The 17,372-nt window shown below is 65.4% G+C and carries 14 protein-coding genes; 2 read left to right on the top strand and 12 right to left on the bottom strand.

Annotated elements, in window-relative coordinates; translation table 11 throughout:
- Positions 1 to 20: 20 nt before the first annotated feature.
- The 3 genes from MJ8_RS06115 to MJ8_RS06125 are packed head-to-tail and all read right to left on the bottom strand — an operon-like array spanning position 21 to position 2,755.
- Positions 21 to 1,331 (bottom strand): M20 family metallopeptidase, encoded by a 1,311-nt coding sequence (locus tag MJ8_RS06115; RefSeq protein WP_201413551.1) that lies wholly within the window; start codon positions 1,329 to 1,331, stop codon positions 21 to 23.
- Positions 1,328 to 1,975 (bottom strand): isochorismatase family cysteine hydrolase, encoded by a 648-nt coding sequence (locus MJ8_RS06120; RefSeq protein WP_201413552.1) that lies wholly within the window; start codon positions 1,973 to 1,975, stop codon positions 1,328 to 1,330. The genes MJ8_RS06115 and MJ8_RS06120 overlap by 4 nt, the downstream gene beginning before the upstream one ends.
- Positions 1,976 to 1,978: 3 nt before the next feature.
- Complete coding sequence (locus tag MJ8_RS06125) at positions 1,979 to 2,755, bottom strand: N-formylglutamate amidohydrolase (protein ID WP_201413553.1); 777 nt, start codon at positions 2,753 to 2,755, stop codon at positions 1,979 to 1,981.
- A 101-nt stretch (positions 2,756 to 2,856) separates the two neighbouring features.
- On the opposite strand from MJ8_RS06125, the gene MJ8_RS06130 reads away from it, so the two are divergent.
- Both MJ8_RS06130 and MJ8_RS06135 read left to right on the top strand, forming a co-directional pair.
- Positions 2,857 to 3,705 (top strand): MurR/RpiR family transcriptional regulator, encoded by an 849-nt coding sequence (locus MJ8_RS06130; protein ID WP_201413554.1) that lies wholly within the window; start codon positions 2,857 to 2,859, stop codon positions 3,703 to 3,705.
- Positions 3,702 to 5,009 (top strand): glutamine synthetase family protein, encoded by a 1,308-nt coding sequence (locus MJ8_RS06135; protein WP_201413555.1) that lies wholly within the window; start codon positions 3,702 to 3,704, stop codon positions 5,007 to 5,009. The genes MJ8_RS06130 and MJ8_RS06135 overlap by 4 nt, the downstream gene beginning before the upstream one ends.
- Positions 5,010 to 5,222: 213 nt before the next feature.
- Here the strand turns inward: MJ8_RS06135 and MJ8_RS06140 are convergent, their stop codons facing one another.
- The 9 genes from MJ8_RS06140 to MJ8_RS06180 all read right to left on the bottom strand — a co-directional run bounded on the left by MJ8_RS06140 (position 5,223) and on the right by MJ8_RS06180 (position 17,367).
- The gene (locus MJ8_RS06140; RefSeq protein WP_201413556.1) at positions 5,223 to 6,755 is read right to left on the bottom strand and encodes an SRPBCC family protein; all 1,533 of its coding nucleotides are present in this window, start codon (positions 6,753 to 6,755) and stop codon (positions 5,223 to 5,225) included.
- Positions 6,756 to 6,765: 10 nt separating this feature from the next.
- A complete protein-coding gene (locus MJ8_RS06145) occupies positions 6,766 to 7,203 on the bottom strand; it encodes an SRPBCC family protein (RefSeq protein WP_201413557.1) in 438 nt (145 codons plus the stop codon).
- A gap of 147 nt (positions 7,204 to 7,350) precedes the next feature.
- Positions 7,351 to 9,555 (bottom strand): flotillin family protein, encoded by a 2,205-nt coding sequence (locus MJ8_RS06150; protein ID WP_201413558.1) that lies wholly within the window; start codon positions 9,553 to 9,555, stop codon positions 7,351 to 7,353.
- Positions 9,556 to 9,636: 81 nt separating this feature from the next.
- The gene (locus MJ8_RS06155; RefSeq protein WP_201413559.1) at positions 9,637 to 11,856 is read right to left on the bottom strand and encodes an ABC transporter permease; all 2,220 of its coding nucleotides are present in this window, start codon (positions 11,854 to 11,856) and stop codon (positions 9,637 to 9,639) included.
- Positions 11,849 to 12,634 (bottom strand): ABC transporter ATP-binding protein, encoded by a 786-nt coding sequence (locus MJ8_RS06160; RefSeq protein ID WP_201413560.1) that lies wholly within the window; start codon positions 12,632 to 12,634, stop codon positions 11,849 to 11,851. Before MJ8_RS06160 ends, MJ8_RS06155 begins: the two co-directional genes overlap by 8 nt.
- 24 nt (positions 12,635 to 12,658) lie before the next feature.
- Positions 12,659 to 13,900, bottom strand: a complete 1,242-nt coding sequence (locus tag MJ8_RS06165) for an ABC transporter substrate-binding protein (protein ID WP_201413561.1) — start codon at positions 13,898 to 13,900, stop codon at positions 12,659 to 12,661.
- 55 nt (positions 13,901 to 13,955) lie between these two features.
- Positions 13,956 to 14,984, bottom strand: a complete 1,029-nt coding sequence (locus MJ8_RS06170; protein ID WP_201413562.1) for a branched-chain amino acid ABC transporter permease — start codon at positions 14,982 to 14,984, stop codon at positions 13,956 to 13,958.
- Positions 14,981 to 16,030, bottom strand: a complete 1,050-nt coding sequence (locus MJ8_RS06175) for a branched-chain amino acid ABC transporter permease (protein ID WP_225248151.1) — start codon at positions 16,028 to 16,030, stop codon at positions 14,981 to 14,983. The genes MJ8_RS06170 and MJ8_RS06175 overlap by 4 nt, the downstream gene beginning before the upstream one ends.
- Positions 16,027 to 17,367, bottom strand: a complete 1,341-nt coding sequence (locus MJ8_RS06180) for a metal-dependent hydrolase family protein (protein WP_201413563.1) — start codon at positions 17,365 to 17,367, stop codon at positions 16,027 to 16,029. Before MJ8_RS06180 ends, MJ8_RS06175 begins: the two co-directional genes overlap by 4 nt.
- Positions 17,368 to 17,372 lie beyond the last annotated feature (5 nt).

Consider the following 17,372-nt stretch of genomic DNA (forward strand, 5'->3'; position numbering starts at 1 on the left):
TTGGTTTGTTGGTCGGCAGGTCAGGCGGTGCCGCACGTGTCGATGATGGCCGCGGCGATGACCTTCGTGGTCTCGATCAGGCTTTCGATCTCCACGCATTCATTGTCGCCGTGGAAGCCGTCGCCGGCAGGTCCGTAGATCACCGGCACCACACCGGCGCCGGCGTAATGCGCTGCATCGGTGACGGCCTCGAAACCCTTGATCACCGGCGCCTTGGCCTGCGCCTCCGTGGCGCGCTTGTTGAGCGATTGCACGATCGGTGCGTCGACCGGGGTGTTCATCGGCGGAAAATTGAGGCCGAAGAGATCCCACTCGATCGCTGGCGGATGATCACGCATCCAGGCGTCGGAGGCGGCGAAATGGTGGACGAAGTTCTCGAACTCCGCCTTCACGTCCTCGAACGTCTCCTGCGGCATGAATTTGTAGTCGAGATCGATGGTGACGATGTCGGGGATGATGGCCGCGTTGGTCATGATCGCCGGCGTGCCGTCCGGCCCCATGCCCGCGCCGCCGCGGATCACGCCCGGATTGATCGTGGCGAGGCCTGCTGGCACCAGCGGATGCCAGTTGTCGCGGCAGCGCGAGGTCTCGAAATCGCGCAGCGCCATCAGGAAGCGCGTGGCGAGCTCGATCGCGTTGACGCCGGGCGTGAGCCGGCCCTCGACATGCGGCTGCGGCCAGATCGAGTTGAAGCGCCAGCCGGCATGCGCCTGCTTGCCGAAAATCGTCACGCGCACCCAAGTGAGACCGCCTTCGGCCGGCACGATGTTGCCCCAGGTAGGCTCGGCGATAATGGCGCTCTTTGCCAGGCGCGAACGTTTGACGAGGTCCATTGCCCCGAAGCCGCCGGCCTCCTCGTCGACCACGGTGTGGATGGCGAGCCGTCCGTCGAGCTTGACGCCTGCCTTGCGGACCGCGCGCGCCGCCGCCACGCAGGCGGCGACGCCGGCCTTCATGTCGATCGCGCCGCGGCCCCAGATGCGGCCGTCCCTGATGTCGCCGCCGAAGGGATCGCAATTCCACTTCGACTGATCGCCCACCGGCACGACGTCGACATGGCCGCAGAGAATAAGGCTTTTCTCCTCGCTGCCCGCCCATTCGCCTGTCAGGTTGGGCCTGTCCGGAAACACGTCCCAACGGTCGACGCCGAAGCCCAGCGCTTCCAGTTCGCCGGCGAGACGGGTCTGAACGTCGGCCTCGCGGTTGATGGCGGGATCGGCCTGAAATTTCGGATTGACGGACGGTATCCGCACGATGTCCCGGGTCAGCCCGACGACATAGTCCCGGTCCTCTTCGACGGCCTTCCAGACGGCTGAAATCGTGTCGCTCATTTCGCGAGCCCCTTCAATTCATCGAGAAGCTGATCGGTGGTCACCTGGCGGCAATAGCCCTTGATGGTGCGGAGCGAATTGTCGTGGCGCTCCTGCGAATAGGTCGCGCAGGCATCGGTCACCTGGGTGACGAGATATCCAAGGTCGCAGGCGTCGCGGATCGCACTTTCCACGCACTGGTCGGTCAGGAGGCCGGATATGACGAGCTGGCGCACGCCGAGATTGCGCAGAATGTAGTCGATATGGGTCGAGACGAAGACCGAGGAGGAGGTCTTTGGAAGGCAGATCTCGTCTTCGGCGGGCGCCAGCTCGTCGATGACCTTGCCGTCCCAGGATCCCTTCGGCACGTGGAAGCCGGTGATCTTGTAATCGAGGCTGCGGTCGCGGCCGTCCTTGGTCAGGCTTTCTATCGTCGTGTGCATGACCTCGATCCCGCCGGCGCGGAAGGCATCCAGCAGCCGTTTCATGTTCGGGATGGTCTCGCTTTGGATGCGCTTGAAGAACCAGCCGTATTTTTCCTCGAACTCGGCTTTGCCGAGGTCCTTGAATTCGCCGCCGTCCGGATGCGCCGAGAAATTCTGCACATCGATGAACAGGATGCAGGATTGTTCCGGCACCAGCGGAACGTTGCGTGTCAGTTCCATTCCTTAGTCGCCCTTCTTCATGAAATCGTCGATCGCGCCCGCGAGAAGGCCAGCGAAACGCGCCACGCCTTCAGGGTGCGAAATATGGTCGTTGCGTACCTCGATCAGGCTGTGGGCGATGCCGTTGCGCTCGCCATGCACCGGTACGAACCAATCGGATTGATCGCTGATCGAGTAAGGCTCCTGCATGCCGATCGAAAGATACGGCGCAGCCGCGAGGAGATATCGTTTGAGCGCCGGGGAGGTCCGCTCGTCCTTCCGGTAGAGCAAGCCGATGTCCCACGGCCTCGACACGCCCCGCAGCACCGGATTGAAGCTGTGGATCGCGAAGATAGCCTTCGGCCGGCGATCCCGGATCGCCCGCGCCAGCGCGCGGTCGAACGGCTCGAAGATCTCCGCCGCCCGCTGCGCCCGCTCCTGGGCGCCGAGGTTCCTGTTGGCCGGTATTTCGGTCCCGTCGCTGACCGGCGGGATGGAGTCGTCGGCCTCCGTCGGCCTGTTGCAATCGATGACCAGCCGGCTGTATCGCTGCGCGACGAGAGGCGCATCGAGGCGCTCGGAGAGCATCAAGGCAAGATCGCGCGCACCGATGTCATAGGCGATATGCCTGTCCATCTCGCTCGCCGCGATGCCGAGGTCTCCCAGGCAGGTTGGGATCTCTCGGCCGGCATGTTCGCAGACAAGGAGCACGTCGCCGCTGCCGGCGGGATTGACGATCTCCACGGGGGCGGGATCGGATGCGCCGAGAAGCGTCGGTCGTGGTTGATCGGAAATATTCATGCTGCCTTCTTCGTTTGGGCCAGGATGATGAAAGTTTTTCATCAATGTCAAATCTAAAATGACAATTGACTAAATTTTTTCTGCATGGGAGGAAAGCGGGAATGGAACTCAGGGCACAAATCGAAGAGCTTGAGAGCGCGCTGACGCCGGCCGAGCGCAAGCTCGCCTCGACGCTGCTGGCGGACTATCCGTTTGCCGGGCTGCAGACGATCCAGGCGCTCGCCGACAAGACGGGCGTGTCGGCGCCGTCCATCACGCGCTTTGTCGCCAAGCTGGGTTGCCAGGGCTACCAGGATTTCCAGCATAAGCTGATCGGCGAGCTCAAGGAGTGGCATCGTTCGCCGGTGGAGCTGCACAGCAAGAGCTCGCACGGCGCGAACTTCCTCGAAGCCTATGTCGAACGCGCGAGCCAGATTGTGCGCGCGGTTCCCGCCGCGCTGACGCAAGTGCAGTTCGAGCGCATCTGCGGCATGGTGGCGGACGAAAGGCGGGCGATCTATCTGATCGGCGGCCGCATCAGCGATCCCATGGCGCAGCATTTCTCGCGCCACCTGCGCCAGATCCGGCGCGACGTCTTCCACATCCCGCCCGACCCGGAAGTCTGGCCGGAATACATCCTGCGGATGAAGGCGCGCGACGTCTTCGTGGTGTTCGATTTTCGCCGTTATCAGCCGCGCCTCGAGCAGCTCGTGCGCACAGCCAGGCAGGCGAGTGGCATCGAGGTCCTGCTCTTCACCGACAAATGGCTGTCGCCGGTCTCCAGCGAGGCGACCGAGGTCATCGCGCTCTCGATCGACAACGGAACGGCATGGGACACCTACATCGCCGCCATGGTCACGGTGGACGCGATGATCACCCATATCTCCGAACGCGATTGGAATTCCACAAGCAGCCGCATCCGCGCCTGGGACGCCTTGCGGCTGGACAAGGAAAGGAAGCCGACAAAATGATAAGGGAACCCTTGCTCTTCGTCGCGACATGCGATGTCTCGGGGCGTGTTCGTGGCAAGGCATTTCCCCTCGAACTCCTCGAGAAGCGGGCAGGGCGCGGCGTGGGCTGGACGCCCACCAACGTGCAGATCACCTGCTTCGATGCCATCGCCGAAAGCCCCTATGGCTCGCTCGGCGATCTCTTGCTGGTGCCCGACCAAAACAGCCGCGTGACGGTGGATTTCGAGGACGGCAGCCCCGCGGAGGACTTCATGCTCGGCGACATCCTGACCCTCGACGGCGCTCCCTGGGAGTGCTGCACGCGCTCCATCCTGAAATCGGCGCTGAAGAAACTGGAGGACGTTGCGGGTGTCCGGCTGGTTGGCGCCTTCGAGCACGAGTTCCACCTCAAGGCCGGCGACGGCGGCGGCGCCTATTCGATGGAAGGCTACCGCAACCGGGCGGCATTCGCCGGAACGCTGATGGCGGCGATCAAGGCGGCCGGCTTGAAACCGGACACGGTCATGAAGGAGTACGGCGTCGGCCAGTACGAGGTGACGATCAGCCCGGAGCGCGGCGTGCGCGTGGCCGATGCCGGCCTTGTCATGCGCGAGATGGTCCGCGCCACGGCGCGGCGCTTCGACGACGAGGCAAGCTTCACCCCGATCCGCCATCCCGACGGCGTCGGCAATGGCGTCCATATCCATCTCAGTTTCGAGGATTCCAGCGGCCGTCCCGCGACCTATGACGAGAATGGTCCGCACGGCATGTCCGCGATCACGCAAGCGTTCGTCGCTGGCGTGCTGAAATATCTAGACAGCATCGTCGCCTTCACGGCGCCGTCATCGGTTTCCTATCTCAGGCTGACGCCGCATCGCTGGAGCGCCGCCTTCAACAATCTCGGTGTCCGCGATCGGGAAGCGTCGGTGCGGATATGCCCGACCACGGCGCGCGACCCGGAGGGCGTCGCCAGGCAGTACAACATCGAATTCCGCGCGGCCGACGCCGCCGCGTCGCCGCATCTGGCGCTCGCGGCCATCGTTCATGCCGGCGTGCAGGGCATCGTTGAAAAGCTCGAGGCGCCGAAGGCCACGCAGGAAGATCTCTCTCTGCTCGATCCCGCGGCGCTCGCCGCCCGCGGCTTCACGCGGCTGCCGCAATCGCTCGGTGAGGCAATCGAACGGATGATGGCCAACGGGACCGTGCGCGGCTGGTTCCCCGCCGGCTTCTGCGAAGTCTACCGCGACCACAAGCTCGGCGAGCTGAAATTCCTGGGCGACCGCAGCGTGCTCGATCAATGCAAGGCCTATGAGGCCGTCTATTAGAGCAATTCCAGGAAAAGTGTGAGCGGTTTTCCGTCCGGAATTGCGTAAAAACAAAGAGATAGAGCGGTTCGCCGTTTCCGTGAAACGATGGAACGCTCTAGGTTTTGCCGCCGAATGGAATCGGAGAGCCCGCTCGAGAAGCGGAGGACCCGATGCGCAGCGGCGTCAACAGCTTCTCATCGGTCTGACAAGCGCGAGCAGCCCGATCCGCGGCTACGGCAACAAAACGAGCGCACCGCTGGTCCGGCGGGCTTCCAGGTCCCGGTGGGCGTCCGCTGCCTTGGCTAGGCTGTAAGCCACGGGCTGCGCAATCCTGACGGCGCGTTGGCGCAATGCCGCGAAGAAGCGGTCGACATGCGGCGCGAGCTTCTCAGGGGTGTCGGTGTAATGCGAGTAATTGGGCCGCGAAAGGGTGATCGACCGGGAGGCGAACCGGTCGATGTCCCAACTGCCGACCGGCCCCGATGCCTGGCCGAAGCTGACCAGATGACCACGCACCGCAAGGGCCGCAAGTGAACCGGCGAATGTGTCGGCGCCGACGGCGTCATAGATGACGTCGGCGCCCGCGCCGGCGGTCAGCCGTATGACCGCCTCGCTGAAATCCTCGCGGGAGTAGACGATGATATGGTGCGCGCCGAGGCGCTCCACGATGCGCGCCTTGTCGTCGCTCGACACGGTTGCGATCACGGTAGCGCCGAGATGGCGCGCCCATTGCACCAGCAACTGGCCGATGCCGCCGGCGGCGGCGTGGACGAGCACGACCTCGCCCGGCCGGACCGCATGGACTTCATGCAGCAGGAAGCTGGCCGACACGCCTTTCAGCAGGCTCGCGGCGGCGGTCTCGTCCGATATGTCGTCCGACAGGCGCACCAAGAGGTCGGCCGTCATGTTGCGGCGCTCGGCATAAGCGCCGACCGGCGGGCAGGCATAGGCGACGCGATCGCCGACCGACAGGCCCGAGATCGCCGGACCCATGGCCTCGATCACACCCGCCGCCTCCATGCCGGGCACGCCGGGCGGTTGCAGGAGATCGAAAAAGCCGGTGCGGCAATAGACGTCGATGAAGTTGACGCCGATCGCCGTATGGCGGATGCGCACCTCGTTGGGCGCCGGCGGCGGCAATGCGATGTCCTTCAGCTGCAGCACGTCCGGCCCGCCATAGCGCTCGACGAGGATCGCGCGCGTCGTTTCCTTCGCGCCCAAGGGCGGTGCGAGGATCGACGGCGTTGGGATCGAGCGGGGTGCGACGCTTGTCGGCCCCGGAGGCATGATTGCCGGCACCGGCCTTGCCTCGGGCGTGGGAACGTCTCGGCGTCCGAGGAGATTGCGGATCGCGGCAAAGCCGGCGCGGTAGATGTCTTCGGCGACCAGCTTCACCAACTCGTCGCGGCGATGTGCCGGCGGGTGGAATTCGGAGCGCCACTCCCAGAAGGTGGCGTTGCCGTCGGTCACAGGCTTCAGCCTTATCGACGCGACATAGCCCATCAACGGCAGCGGCGCTTCGAGCAGGCAGTAGCTCAGCCGGCGATCCTTGTCGGAGAGCGCCAGAAGCTGCTCGCGCAGTTCTCCGCCGTCTGCCAGGCGGAAATGACGCACGGCGCCGACCGCGTCGGCCGGCTCGCCGCCGTCGATCTCGCTCGACGCGATGGCCGGGTGCCAGCGGTCGTGGCCGTTGAAATCGCGCAGGATTGCCCAGACCTCCTCGATCGGGGCATTGATGATCGTGCTCTGGCGGACCTCGACCATTGGCGGCGGATCAGCGCCCGAAGCGCTGCTTCAGCGCGGTGAACGCGGCCTGGAACACGCCGTTGCCGATCTGCTGCGTCAGCGCCGCCTCGCGGCCGGGGGCGCAATCGAACTCCGCCTGCCATTCGGCCAGGGTCAAATTGCCGTCGGTTATCGGCGTCAGCGACAAGGTGGCGACATAGTTCTCCACCGGCATCGGGCTTTCCAGGATCGCATAGCTGCAGGATAGGTCGTAGTCCGACAGCGCCAGCAGTTTTTCGCGGATGCGTCCGCCGTCCTTGAGCGTGAAGTTGCGGATGCAGCCGATCCGGTCGGCATGCGCGTTCTGCTCGATGCGGCTCTCGGCCACGAAAGGCGCCCAGCCCGGCAAGCCGTTGAAGTCGCGCACGATTTTCCAGACGTCCGCGGCCGGGGCCGGGATGACCGAGGAGACATAGACCTTGGTCATGCTTGGGAGCCGGCTGTGAGCATGCGCGTATGCATTGTCTCGCGCCGCGCCGGATCGCCTCCCACTCCGTCGAGCTTCGCTCGACACCTCTCCCCCGATCGACGGGGAAGAGGAAGGGCGCGAACCGTCCGCGACGGGCTCCTCACCTCAATGGTCGCGGTCGTCATCATCGTCCTTGGCGGTCTTGGCCTTGCCCTTCCCATGTCCTTCTTGTCGCTTGTCGCGGGCGAGGTTCGAAATGTCCTTGGCGTCGCGCAACACATCCGTCATCCGTCCGAGCGAGCCGCCCTCGATGCCGATCTCCTTCATCAGATTGTCGATCATCGGCGCCTGCACCCGGTAGCGCAGCGCCGAATCGATCACCTCGTCGGTGACGTTGCGGTTACCGCCCGGTCCGCCATTGATGCCGTCGACATGCAGGATCTTGATGCCGTCGATCTTCTCCATCGGCTTGACGCTCTCGCGGATGATGCCTTCCATGTGATCGAGCAACTTGCCGCGCAGGCGGCCGGCGCGCGCCTCGCTGGAGAGCAGGTTCTCCGCCTCGTTGATCTGGCGATGGCCGTTCGCGTCGACCTCATAGCGCTGGGCGGCGGCAAGGGCATGGATCTTCTCCGCTTCCGCCGCGGCAACGGCCGCGATCTTCTGCGCCTCCGCCAGGCTCTTCGCGGCCTTCATCTCGGCCTCGGCGGCGGCCGTCACACGAAGGGCCTCGCGCTCCGCCTCGCGTTGAGCGGCGATCAGGTCGGTCAGCTTGCGGCGCTCGGCGATCTCGCGTTCGCGGGCGGTCAGGGCCTGTTCCTCGGCCTGGACGGCCTTGGCGCGAACGGCTTCCGAAGCGGCGATGGCGGAGGAGCGTTCCTGCGTCTTCTTGGCGATGTCGATGGCCTTCTGGATTTCGGCGATCTCGACCTTCTGGTCGCGGTCGACGGCGAGCTGGCGCAGCTCGCGCTCCTTGACGAGCTTGGCTTCCTCGATGCCGCGCTCGGTGGTGATGCGCGCCCGCTCCACCTCCTCGGCCGCTGCGATCTCGGCTTCCTCGAAGGCCTGGCGCTTGGCGATCTGCAGCGCTTCGAGGTGGCGCTCCCTGTCGATCCGCACCTCGTCGATAGCGCGTTCCTGCTCGATGCGCGCGGTCTCGGTCGCCTGGTTCTCGACGATCTCGGCGCGGCGCTTCTCCGCCTCCGCCCTGGTCACCTCGAGCGCCTTTTCGGCCAAAGCGATCTGGCGCTCGAGCTCGGCGATCTCGAGCGACTTCTTGCGTTCGATCTCAAGCCCGCTCTGCGCGCCCTCGCGCTCGATGCGCGCCTTCTCCAGCGCAAGTCCGAGAGCGATCTGCTCGCGCTCGGTCAATTCGCGCATCTTCATCTCGGCCTCGTCGAGCGCGCGGCGGCGCGCGATCTCGCGGCGTTGCGTGTCTTCCTCGCTGCGGATGCGTTCCTCGGTGATGCTGCGTTCCTGGGCGAGGCGCGATTTCTCGACCGCCTCGCGCGCGGAAAGCTGCGCCTGTTCGGCCTCCTGGTCGCGCACGGCCCGTTCCCTGGCGAGCTCGGAGCGCTGCGCGGCGCGCCGTATCTCGACTTCGCGTTCCTGTTCGAGGCGCGCATATTCGGTATCGCGCTCGATCTCCAGCACCTTGCGCTGCGTGTCGAGGTTCTGGTTGCGGATATCGACCAAAGTGCGCTGCTCGATCTCGTTGCGCATGCGGCGGCGGGTCTCGATGGATTCCGTCAGCTGCGTCAGGCCCTCCGCATCGAAGGCGTTGGACGGGTCGAAATATTCAAGGCTGGTCTGGTCGAGATCGACGATGGCGACGCTTTCCAGCTCGAGCCCGTTGGCGGCCAGCGAATCCGAGGCAAGCGCCCGGACCTTCTCGGCATAGTCGCCGCGCAGCTCATGCATCTCTTCCAGCGTCATCTGCGCGGCGACGGTGCGCATGGCGCCGGCGAACTTGCCTTCCAGCAATTCGCGCAGGCTGTCGGGCTGCAACGTGCGGCGGCCGAGCGTCTGCGCCGCGGCGGCGACGAACTCGCGGCTTGCGCCGACCCGGACGAAGAACTCCGCGATGAGGTCGACGCGCATGCGATTCCTGGTGATCAGCGCCAGCGCGTCCTCTCGGCGCACCTCGATGCGCAGCACGTTCATGTTGACCGGGGTGATCTCATGCAGGACGGGGATGACGAAGGCGCCCCCATTCACCACCACCTTCTCGCCCAGGAAGCCGGTGCGCACGAATGCCGTCTCCTTCGTCGAGCGGCGATAGAGCCACCGCAGAATGTAGACGGCGATCACCACCACGACCGCGGCGACGATCAGCCACAACAGGAAAGCGCCAAAGCTCTGCGCGTCCATGATTTATTCTCCCCTACAAAATCCGGCCGGCGCCAGGCGCCAATTGAAAGATCCGTCCGCCGTCAGGTAAAGCCCAATTCGTCATGCCCGCCTCTGCAGCTTCGGGCCGATCGCGTGGAAAGCGCTGATCACCGCATCGACGAAAGCCGTGTCGTTGATGTGGGCGCGCACCCGCTCGACATGGCGCAGCGACGTCCGGCGAACGGTCTTTTCGATCGCTTCGAACAGCGCGTTGTCGGCTTCCGGGTCATGAAAGGGTTGGCCGGGCGCGTCGAGCATCGAGACGCCGCCTTCGGGCAGCAGGAAGCGCACTGGGCCGTTCATGGCATTGAGCCGCGCGCCGATCCATTCGCCGAAAGCGCGGTTCTCGTCGCGCGTCGTGCGCATCAGCGTGACGTTGGGATTGTGGATGACGAACTTGCGGCCGCGGAACTTCTCCGGCACGGTCTCGCGCGGACCGAAATTGACCATGTCCAGCGCTCCCGTCGATCCGACATAGGGAAGTCCGCTGCGGATGGCGGCACCAAAGCGGTCCTCGGTCGCCGGGAACACGCCGCCGACGATCATGTCGGCCACCTCGGTCGTGGTGAGATCTAGGAAGGCCGACAGCAGGCGCGAGTCGCCGAGATTTTCCATGGCGCGCCCGCCGATGCCGGTGGCGTGGAAGACGAGGCAGTCATAGTCGGCCTCAAGCCGCTTCGTCACTGCCTGCACGGCCGGCGTGGTCACGCCGAACATGGTGATGCCGACCGCCGGCCGCGCGAGCTTGCGTTTTGCTTCCCACGCTTCGGCATTGGGCAACTGCGCAACCATGCCGGCCATGGCGTGCGCCGCATTGGCAAGCACCCGCTCGGTGATGGAGTTCAGTCCCTGAACGTCGGCGACGGAATGGAACATCATGATGTCGGCGCCGCCGACATATTTGGCGACGTCGCCCGCCGCCACCGTCGACACCATCAGCTTGGGGATGCCGACCGGCAGGACCCGCATGCCGGCCGTGGCCAGCGTCGTGCCGCCGGAGCCGCCGGCCGAGATGACGCCGCCGATGCGCGGCTCCCGTTCGATCCAGCGCGCGAAGGCCTCCGCCATGGCGCTGACTGAGCCGCCGCGATCGTCGGTGAAGACCGCGGACGACCCGCGGATGTGCATGCCGGCCACCTGCATGGCGGGCACGTCCGCGCTCGCCGGTTTGCCCGATGTCGACAGGTCGACCGTGCGGACCGGAACGCCGAGCGACTTCAGGCGCTCGGCGATGAAGCGCAGCTCCTTGCCCTTGGTGTCGAAGGTGCCGGCGACCAGCACCGTTCTGCCGATGCGCTCGGCGAACGGCATGGCGAAGACCTTCTTAGGATCTTCCTGCGGCAAGTTCTTCGAGACGGCCGCCTGGCGCAGTTCGGTGACAGGCACGTTCCAGCGGTTGGGCAATTCGGTGACCGGACGGTAGACGCCGTCGTGCACCGCCGGTTCGTCCGACCCGGCCGCCGCGCGGTCGACGCGATAGACGGCCGCCAGTTGCTCCTTTGCCTGGGCCGCTTCCGCTGGCGTGACGGGCGCTTCCTCGGCATGACGTCCAACGCCGAGCAGCCGCTGCTGCAGGTCGCGGTCGGCGGCAAGTGCTGCCGCTTCCATCAGCCGGTTGATGCGACCGTTGACCATGATCGCGACCTGGCTGGAGACGGCGGTCGCCACGCCGATATTCTGCTCGATGACGAGCACGGCCATCTCGCCGTCCGCGGCAAGGTCGACCAGCATCTTTTCGACCTGGTCGACGATGATTGGCGCCAGGCCTTCGGTCGGTTCGTCCATCACCAGGAGCTTTGGGTCGCTGAGCAGCGCGCGCGAGATGGCGAGCATCTGCTGCTCGCCCCCCGAGAGCTGCGATCCGCCGTTGTGGCGGCGCTCCGCCAGGCGCGGGAAGGTCTGGTAGACGCGCTCGACGGTCCAGCTCGCATCCCGCCGATTGCCGGCAGCCAGCCGCAGATGCTCGTCGACGGTCAGGCTTGGCCAGACGCGGCGTCCTTGCGGGACATAGCCGATGCCGAGGCGATGGATCTCGTGTGGTTCGAGCGCGGTGATCTCGCGGCCGTCGAAGCGGATCGAGCCTGAGCGCGCGCGCTTTAATCCGACGATGGTGTTGCACAACGTCGATTTGCCCATGCCGTTGCGGCCGACCACGGAGAGCACGCCGCTCTCCAGCGTCAGCGAAATCCCCTGCAGCGCATGGCTCTCGCCATAGAAGACCTGCAGGTCCTCTATCTTCAGCACCGCCCTAGGGCTTTTGCCGGCGGAGCGTTCAGCCATGCTTGCCTCCGAGATAGATCTGCTGGACCTCCGGATCGGCCTCGATTTCCTGCGGCGTGCCTTCCTTGAACAGATGCCCGTTATGCATCATCGACACATAGTCCGCCACGCGCAGTGCGACATCGAGATCGTGTTCGATGATGATAAAGCCGATATGCTTCGGCAGCGCGTTGAGGATGGCGATGAGATCGCGCCGCTCGGTCGGCGAAAGACCCGCCGCCGGCTCGTCGAACAGGATGAAGCGCGGCGCGCCGGCGAGCGCCAGCGCGATTTCCAGCTGGCGCTGCTGGCCGTGGCTCAGCGTCGCCACCAGCGCGTCGCGATGAGCTTCGAGATGGACCGCCTCGAGGATCGATCGCGCCTGCACCATGTTGACGTCGTCGGCGGCCGGCCGCAGCAGCGAAAAGCGCCGGCGCGAGACACCCCGGCAGGCGAGAAAGATGGAGTCGAGGACCGACAAGCCCTTGAACAGTTGCGAGATCTGATAGGTGCGGCGCAGGCCGCGCCGGATGCGCTCATGCGGCGGCAGGTCGGTGATGTCCTCCCCGAAGAAGCGGATGCGTCCGGCGGTCGGCAGGAAGTCGCCGGTCACGGCGTTGAACAGCGTGGTCTTGCCTGCGCCGTTGGAGCCGAGGACCGCGCGCCGTTCGCCGGCCGCGATCCTCATGTCGATGCCCGAGAGCGCCACCAGCGCCCCGAAATGCCGCGCCACGCCATCGAGCTCCAGCGCGTAGGCGCCGGAGCTCTGCAGACGGTTCGCGGCCAGGTTTTCGGTCACTGACGATGCTCTTGGCGCGTGCGATTACGGGCAGCTTGGATTGTCGCGGTTGACCGCGCCGAGCTTCATGAACTCGTCCTCCGGAATGCCGAGCGTCTGGTTGACCTGCGGCACGACCTTGACCAGCTTGTTCAGAAGGTTGCCGTCCGAACCTTCGGTGACCTCGGTCAGGAAGATGTCGGCGATCGCGTTGCGGTTCTTGTCGAGCGACACCTTTCCGGTCGGCGTGTCGAAGGACAGTTTCGACAAGGCCTCGCGCAGTTTCTTGCCGCCGTCGGAAACGTCGCCTCCGACCTGATCGAGCGCCAGCAGCGTCGCCTTCATGTTCACATAATAGCCGTGGGCGAAGAGCGACGGCGAGGGGAAGGCGCCCGGCTGCTTGGCATAGGCCGCGACGAACGACTTCCAGGCCGGCGCGTCATTGGTGTCGGCGGTCGGGCCCGCCGAGGGCGTGCCCTTCAGCACGTCGCGCAGCTTGCCTTTCGAGGTCAGCACGGTCTGGTCGACGGTGATCGAGCCGCCGATCAGCGGAGCCGTGCCGCCGGCCTGCTGGTATTGGGTCAGGAAGTTGACGGCATCGGCGCCGCCGAGCGCCACATAGATGGCGTCGACATCCTCGGGGATCGCCGCGATGACGGAGGAGAAGTCCTTGTTGCCGATCGGCACCCAGGATTTCGACGGTACGTGCCCGCCGGCCTTGCAGAACTCGGCCATGAAGCCGAAGACCTGCGTGTAGGGGAAGGAGTAATCCTCGGCGACGGTGGCGACCTTCTTGTAGCCCTTGTCGTTGAAGGCATAGGTGCCGAGGCCGGCCATCCACTGCGCCCCGTCGGTGGAGAAGCGGAAGAAGTTCTCGGCCGGATTGCGCAGCGTCGTGTCCTGCGCGGCCGAGGTGCCGTTGATGAACGTCACGTCGGGCTTGGTCTTGGCATAGTCCTTGACGGCGAGGCCCTCGTCGCCCGAAAGCGGGCCGACCAGCACCTTCACGCCGTCCTGCTCGACCAGCTTGCGCGCCGCGCGCACGGCGCTGTCGGGCGAGGCGTCGGAGGAGCCCTTGACGATCTCGATCTTCTTGCCGGCGACGGTGCCGTTGGTTTCGGCGACCGCCGTCATGGCGCCGCGTTCGCCGTCCTCGCCAAGCACCGTGAACGGTCCTTCGAAGGTGGCGAGCAGGCCGATCTTGATGGTGTCGTCGGCGGCGAGCGCCATCGAAGGCGCGGTCAGCCCGGTGAACAGTGCCAGGGCCAGCAATGTACGTCTATGCATCCTCGGTTCCTCCCATTGAATTGATTGATCTGCGGTGCTCATCCTGCGTCGGCCGCTAGGGACCGGCGCGCAAGGACTCCTGGGCAAGATGTGGCTTGATCCTCCCCCACAACCCAAGAATTCCATCCGGCGAGACGAAGACGATCACCAAAAACACCAGGCCGATCAGCGTGTTGAAACGCTCGGCGCCGACGATGTCGATGGCGAAGGTCTGCATCAGTATGACGACGATCGCGCCGACGAACGGCCCGATCGGGTGGCGCAGGCCGCCGATGACGGCGATGATCAGGATGTCGATCGCCACGTCGACGCCGATCGTGCCGGGCGAGACGCGTCCGTTGAACCAGACCAGAAGCACGCCCGCCAGCCCGGCAAGGACGCCGGCCAGGAACCAGGCGAAGACCTTGTGCGCAGTGACATGGTAGCCGAGCGCCCGCATCCTGCGCGGGTTGTCGCGGATCGCCTGCAAGGTCATGCCGAAGGTGGAGCGGGAGCCGTAGAGCACCGCCGCGTAGGACAGCATCGCAAGGCCGAGACAGAGGTAGTAGAACGGCTTCGGGTCCCGCCAGTTGACGCCCCAGAACACCGGCGCGTGGATGCCGGCATAGCCGGAATGGCCGTTGAAGATCGCGTAATTCTGCTGGGCGAAGTAGAAGGTCGCCGTCGCGATCGCCAGCGTGATCATAAGCGTGTAGATGCCTTCCGTGCGCACCGAGATCCAGCCGATCAGCGCCGACGACACCGCCGCCGCGGCGACCGCGAAGGGAACGACGATCCACCACGGCCAACCGAAGCCCAGCACGTTGGAATTGTTGCTGCCGAGGATGGCGACGGCGTAGGCGGCGATCCCGGCGACCGTGATCTGCGCCAGGCTCAGCATTCCGCCATAGCCGGCCAGCAGCATCAGCGACAGCGAAAGCACGCCGAAGATCATCGAATAGCCGGCGATCTGCGTCAGGAAGAAATCCGACGCCACCAGAGGATAGACAAGGAGCGCGACAGCAAGGATGACGTGACCGGCGCCGATCTTGTCCAGCCAGTTCTGCTGCGGCGCCGCACCGTCGGCGGCAGTGGCCAGGCTCATCTTGCCTTCCCCATGATGCCTTGCGGCCGCACCGCCAGCGTCACCACCATGATGACGAAGGTGAGCACCACGCCATAGGTCGGGAAGTAGACGAGGCCGATCTGCTCGGCGAGCCCGATGAGCAGGGCGCCTATCGCCGCGCCGGTGATGGAGCCCATGCCGCCGACAATGACCACGACCAGCGAGGCAAGCAGGTAGCGCACGTCCTCGCCCGGCGCGACGGAGAGGGCCGACCCGCCGACGACGCCGGCAAAACCCGCAAGTCCGGCGCCGACCGCGAAGACGATGGCGAACACCGCATGCACGTTGACGCCCGACGCCGACAGCATGGCGCGGTCGTCGACGCCGGCGCGGATCATCATGCCGACGCGCGTCTTGTTGAGCATCAGCCAGAGCCCGACGCCGATGACGATCGCCGCCGCCAGCACCACCACCCGGTAGAGCGGATAGGTGAGGAAAACGGAGGCGCCGTTCGAGCGCACCGCGGTGATGACCGGCAAGGTCAAGGCGCCGTCGAGCCATTCCGGCGTGGCGATCTGGTAGGTGCCGCCGGCCCACACCGCCAGCATCAGGTCGGCGGCGACGATCGAGATGCCGATGGTGACGAGGGTCTGCCTGAGATCGTCGCCCTCCAGGCGGCGGAAGACGAAAACCTGCATGACGACGCCGATGATCGCCAGCACCACGAAACCCGCCGCGACGCCGAGCAGCCAATAACCGGTGCGGCTGGTCACCTCGTAGCCGATATAGGCGCCAAGCAGGTAGAGCGAGCCATGCGCCAGGTTGATGTTGCGCATCAGGCCGAAGATCAGCGTGAACCCGCTGGCGACCAGGAAATAGAGGCCGGCCAGCGTCAGGCCGTTGAGGATGGCGCTGACGAAAGCCTTCTTGGAGATCAGGACCGCGTTCAGCCATTGGGGCCAGACGGCGAAGACCAGCCAGGCGACGATCGCTGCGGCGAGCAGTCCGACAAGGCCCCAGGCCTGGCGGCGCGTCACGCCGCCGCCAGACAGCGACGAGGACGATGGCTGGTCGAGTATGCTCATGCGGTCAGCCGCCGTCGCTGCTCGTTCATGCGCGGCGCCTTGTGGAACTTGCCGTCCTTCATGATGGCGAGGATGCGGTTCTTGTCCTGCAGGATGCGCACGTCGGCGATCGGATCGCCGTCGATCAGAAGGATGTCGGCGAGATAGCCTTCCTTGATCAGGCCGAGCTCGTCGCCCATGCCCATGATCTGGCCGCCATATTTGGTCGCGGCCTGGATCGCCTCCATCGGCGAGAAGCCGAGCATTTCGACGAAGGTCTGGATGTCCTTGGCGTTGGTGCCTTGCGGCGTCCATGCGAAGCCGTAGTCACCGCCGATCAGGACGCGGATGCCGCGCCGGTGCATCTTCTTCATCGTATCGATGCACATTTCCAGCTCGCGCTCATATTCGAGCGAGAGCGGTGAGCCGGGCTTGATGCCCCATTGCTCGGCATGGCGTGCGGTATTGATCAGCCAGGCGATGCCGGGCGCGACGAAGTGCTTGTCCTTGACCGCCTCCAGCATGTCGAGGGCTTCCTCGTCGGCGAAGGAGGCGTGGTAGATGTTCTGGATGCCGTGGCGGATGCATTGCTTGACCGAGCCGGAAGAGCGCGCATGCGCCGACAACACCTTGTTGCGGCAGCGTGCCTCGGAAGCGGCCATCGCCACTTCTTCCTCGGACATCGGGGTTTCCTCCGCGCCCATGCCGGTGATGCTCTCGCCGGAGAGGTTGAGCTTGATGGAATCGACGCCGTATTTGATCAACTGGCGCACCGTGCGGCGGATTTCCTCCGGACCGGAAACGACGATGCCGAGATTGAGGCCCTCATGCGGGATATGCGAGGGCGCGGAATCGCCGAGGCCGCCGACCGTGGTGATCTCCGGACCGGCCGCGAGGTAACGCGGGCCTGGAAACCGGCCTTGGTTGATGAATTTCTTGGCGACGACGTCGAGCCGCGGCTTGGCGGCGGCAGCGCCCCGGCCTGCGGTGAAGCCGGCATCGAGCACCAGCTTGGCCATCTCCATGGTGACCAGCATGTGCTCCTCGATCTCCATCATCTGGATGGGATCGATGCCGGGCGCGTTGTTCCAGGACAGATGCAGATGCGCGTCGATCATGCCGGGCATCAGCGTCGCGCCCATGCCGTCGATCACGGTGGCGCCCCCCGGCGCGGAGGTGCCGTAGGAAGACGACGAGGAGGCGCCGAAGCGCGACGAGCCCTTGGTGATCTGCTTGATGCGGTTGCCCTGCACCAGCACTTCGCCGGTGTAGGGGTATTCACCCGTGGCGTCGAGCACGCGCACATTGGTGAAGAGCGTGCTTCCCGACCCATTTCCGCCCCAGCTTTCGTCTGCCATAACAA

This window comes from Mesorhizobium sp. J8 (assembly GCF_016591715.1).
Classification (GTDB): domain Bacteria; phylum Pseudomonadota; class Alphaproteobacteria; order Rhizobiales; family Rhizobiaceae; genus Mesorhizobium.

Bases quoted from the DNA above. Each gene is read 5' to 3' on its own strand.
- MJ8_RS06115 (WP_201413551.1), bottom strand. From the start codon at position 1,331: ATGAGCGACACGATTTCAGCCGTCTGGAAGGCCGTCGAAGAGGACCGG.
- MJ8_RS06120 (WP_201413552.1), bottom strand. From the start codon at position 1,975: ATGGAACTGACACGCAACGTTCCGCTGGTGCCGGAACAATCCTGCATC.
- MJ8_RS06125 (WP_201413553.1), bottom strand. From the start codon at position 2,755: ATGAATATTTCCGATCAACCACGACCGACGCTTCTCGGCGCATCCGAT.
- MJ8_RS06130 (WP_201413554.1), top strand. From the start codon at position 2,857: ATGGAACTCAGGGCACAAATCGAAGAGCTTGAGAGCGCGCTGACGCCG.
- MJ8_RS06135 (WP_201413555.1), top strand. From the start codon at position 3,702: ATGATAAGGGAACCCTTGCTCTTCGTCGCGACATGCGATGTCTCGGGG.
- MJ8_RS06140 (WP_201413556.1), bottom strand. From the start codon at position 6,755: ATGGTCGAGGTCCGCCAGAGCACGATCATCAATGCCCCGATCGAGGAG.
- MJ8_RS06145 (WP_201413557.1), bottom strand. From the start codon at position 7,203: ATGACCAAGGTCTATGTCTCCTCGGTCATCCCGGCCCCGGCCGCGGAC.
- MJ8_RS06150 (WP_201413558.1), bottom strand. From the start codon at position 9,555: ATGGACGCGCAGAGCTTTGGCGCTTTCCTGTTGTGGCTGATCGTCGCC.
- MJ8_RS06155 (WP_201413559.1), bottom strand. From the start codon at position 11,856: ATGGCTGAACGCTCCGCCGGCAAAAGCCCTAGGGCGGTGCTGAAGATA.
- MJ8_RS06165 (WP_201413561.1), bottom strand. From the start codon at position 13,900: ATGCATAGACGTACATTGCTGGCCCTGGCACTGTTCACCGGGCTGACC.
- MJ8_RS06170 (WP_201413562.1), bottom strand. From the start codon at position 14,984: ATGAGCCTGGCCACTGCCGCCGACGGTGCGGCGCCGCAGCAGAACTGG.
- MJ8_RS06175 (WP_225248151.1), bottom strand. From the start codon at position 16,030: ATGAGCATACTCGACCAGCCATCGTCCTCGTCGCTGTCTGGCGGCGGC.
- MJ8_RS06180 (WP_201413563.1), bottom strand. From the start codon at position 17,367: ATGGCAGACGAAAGCTGGGGCGGAAATGGGTCGGGAAGCACGCTCTTC.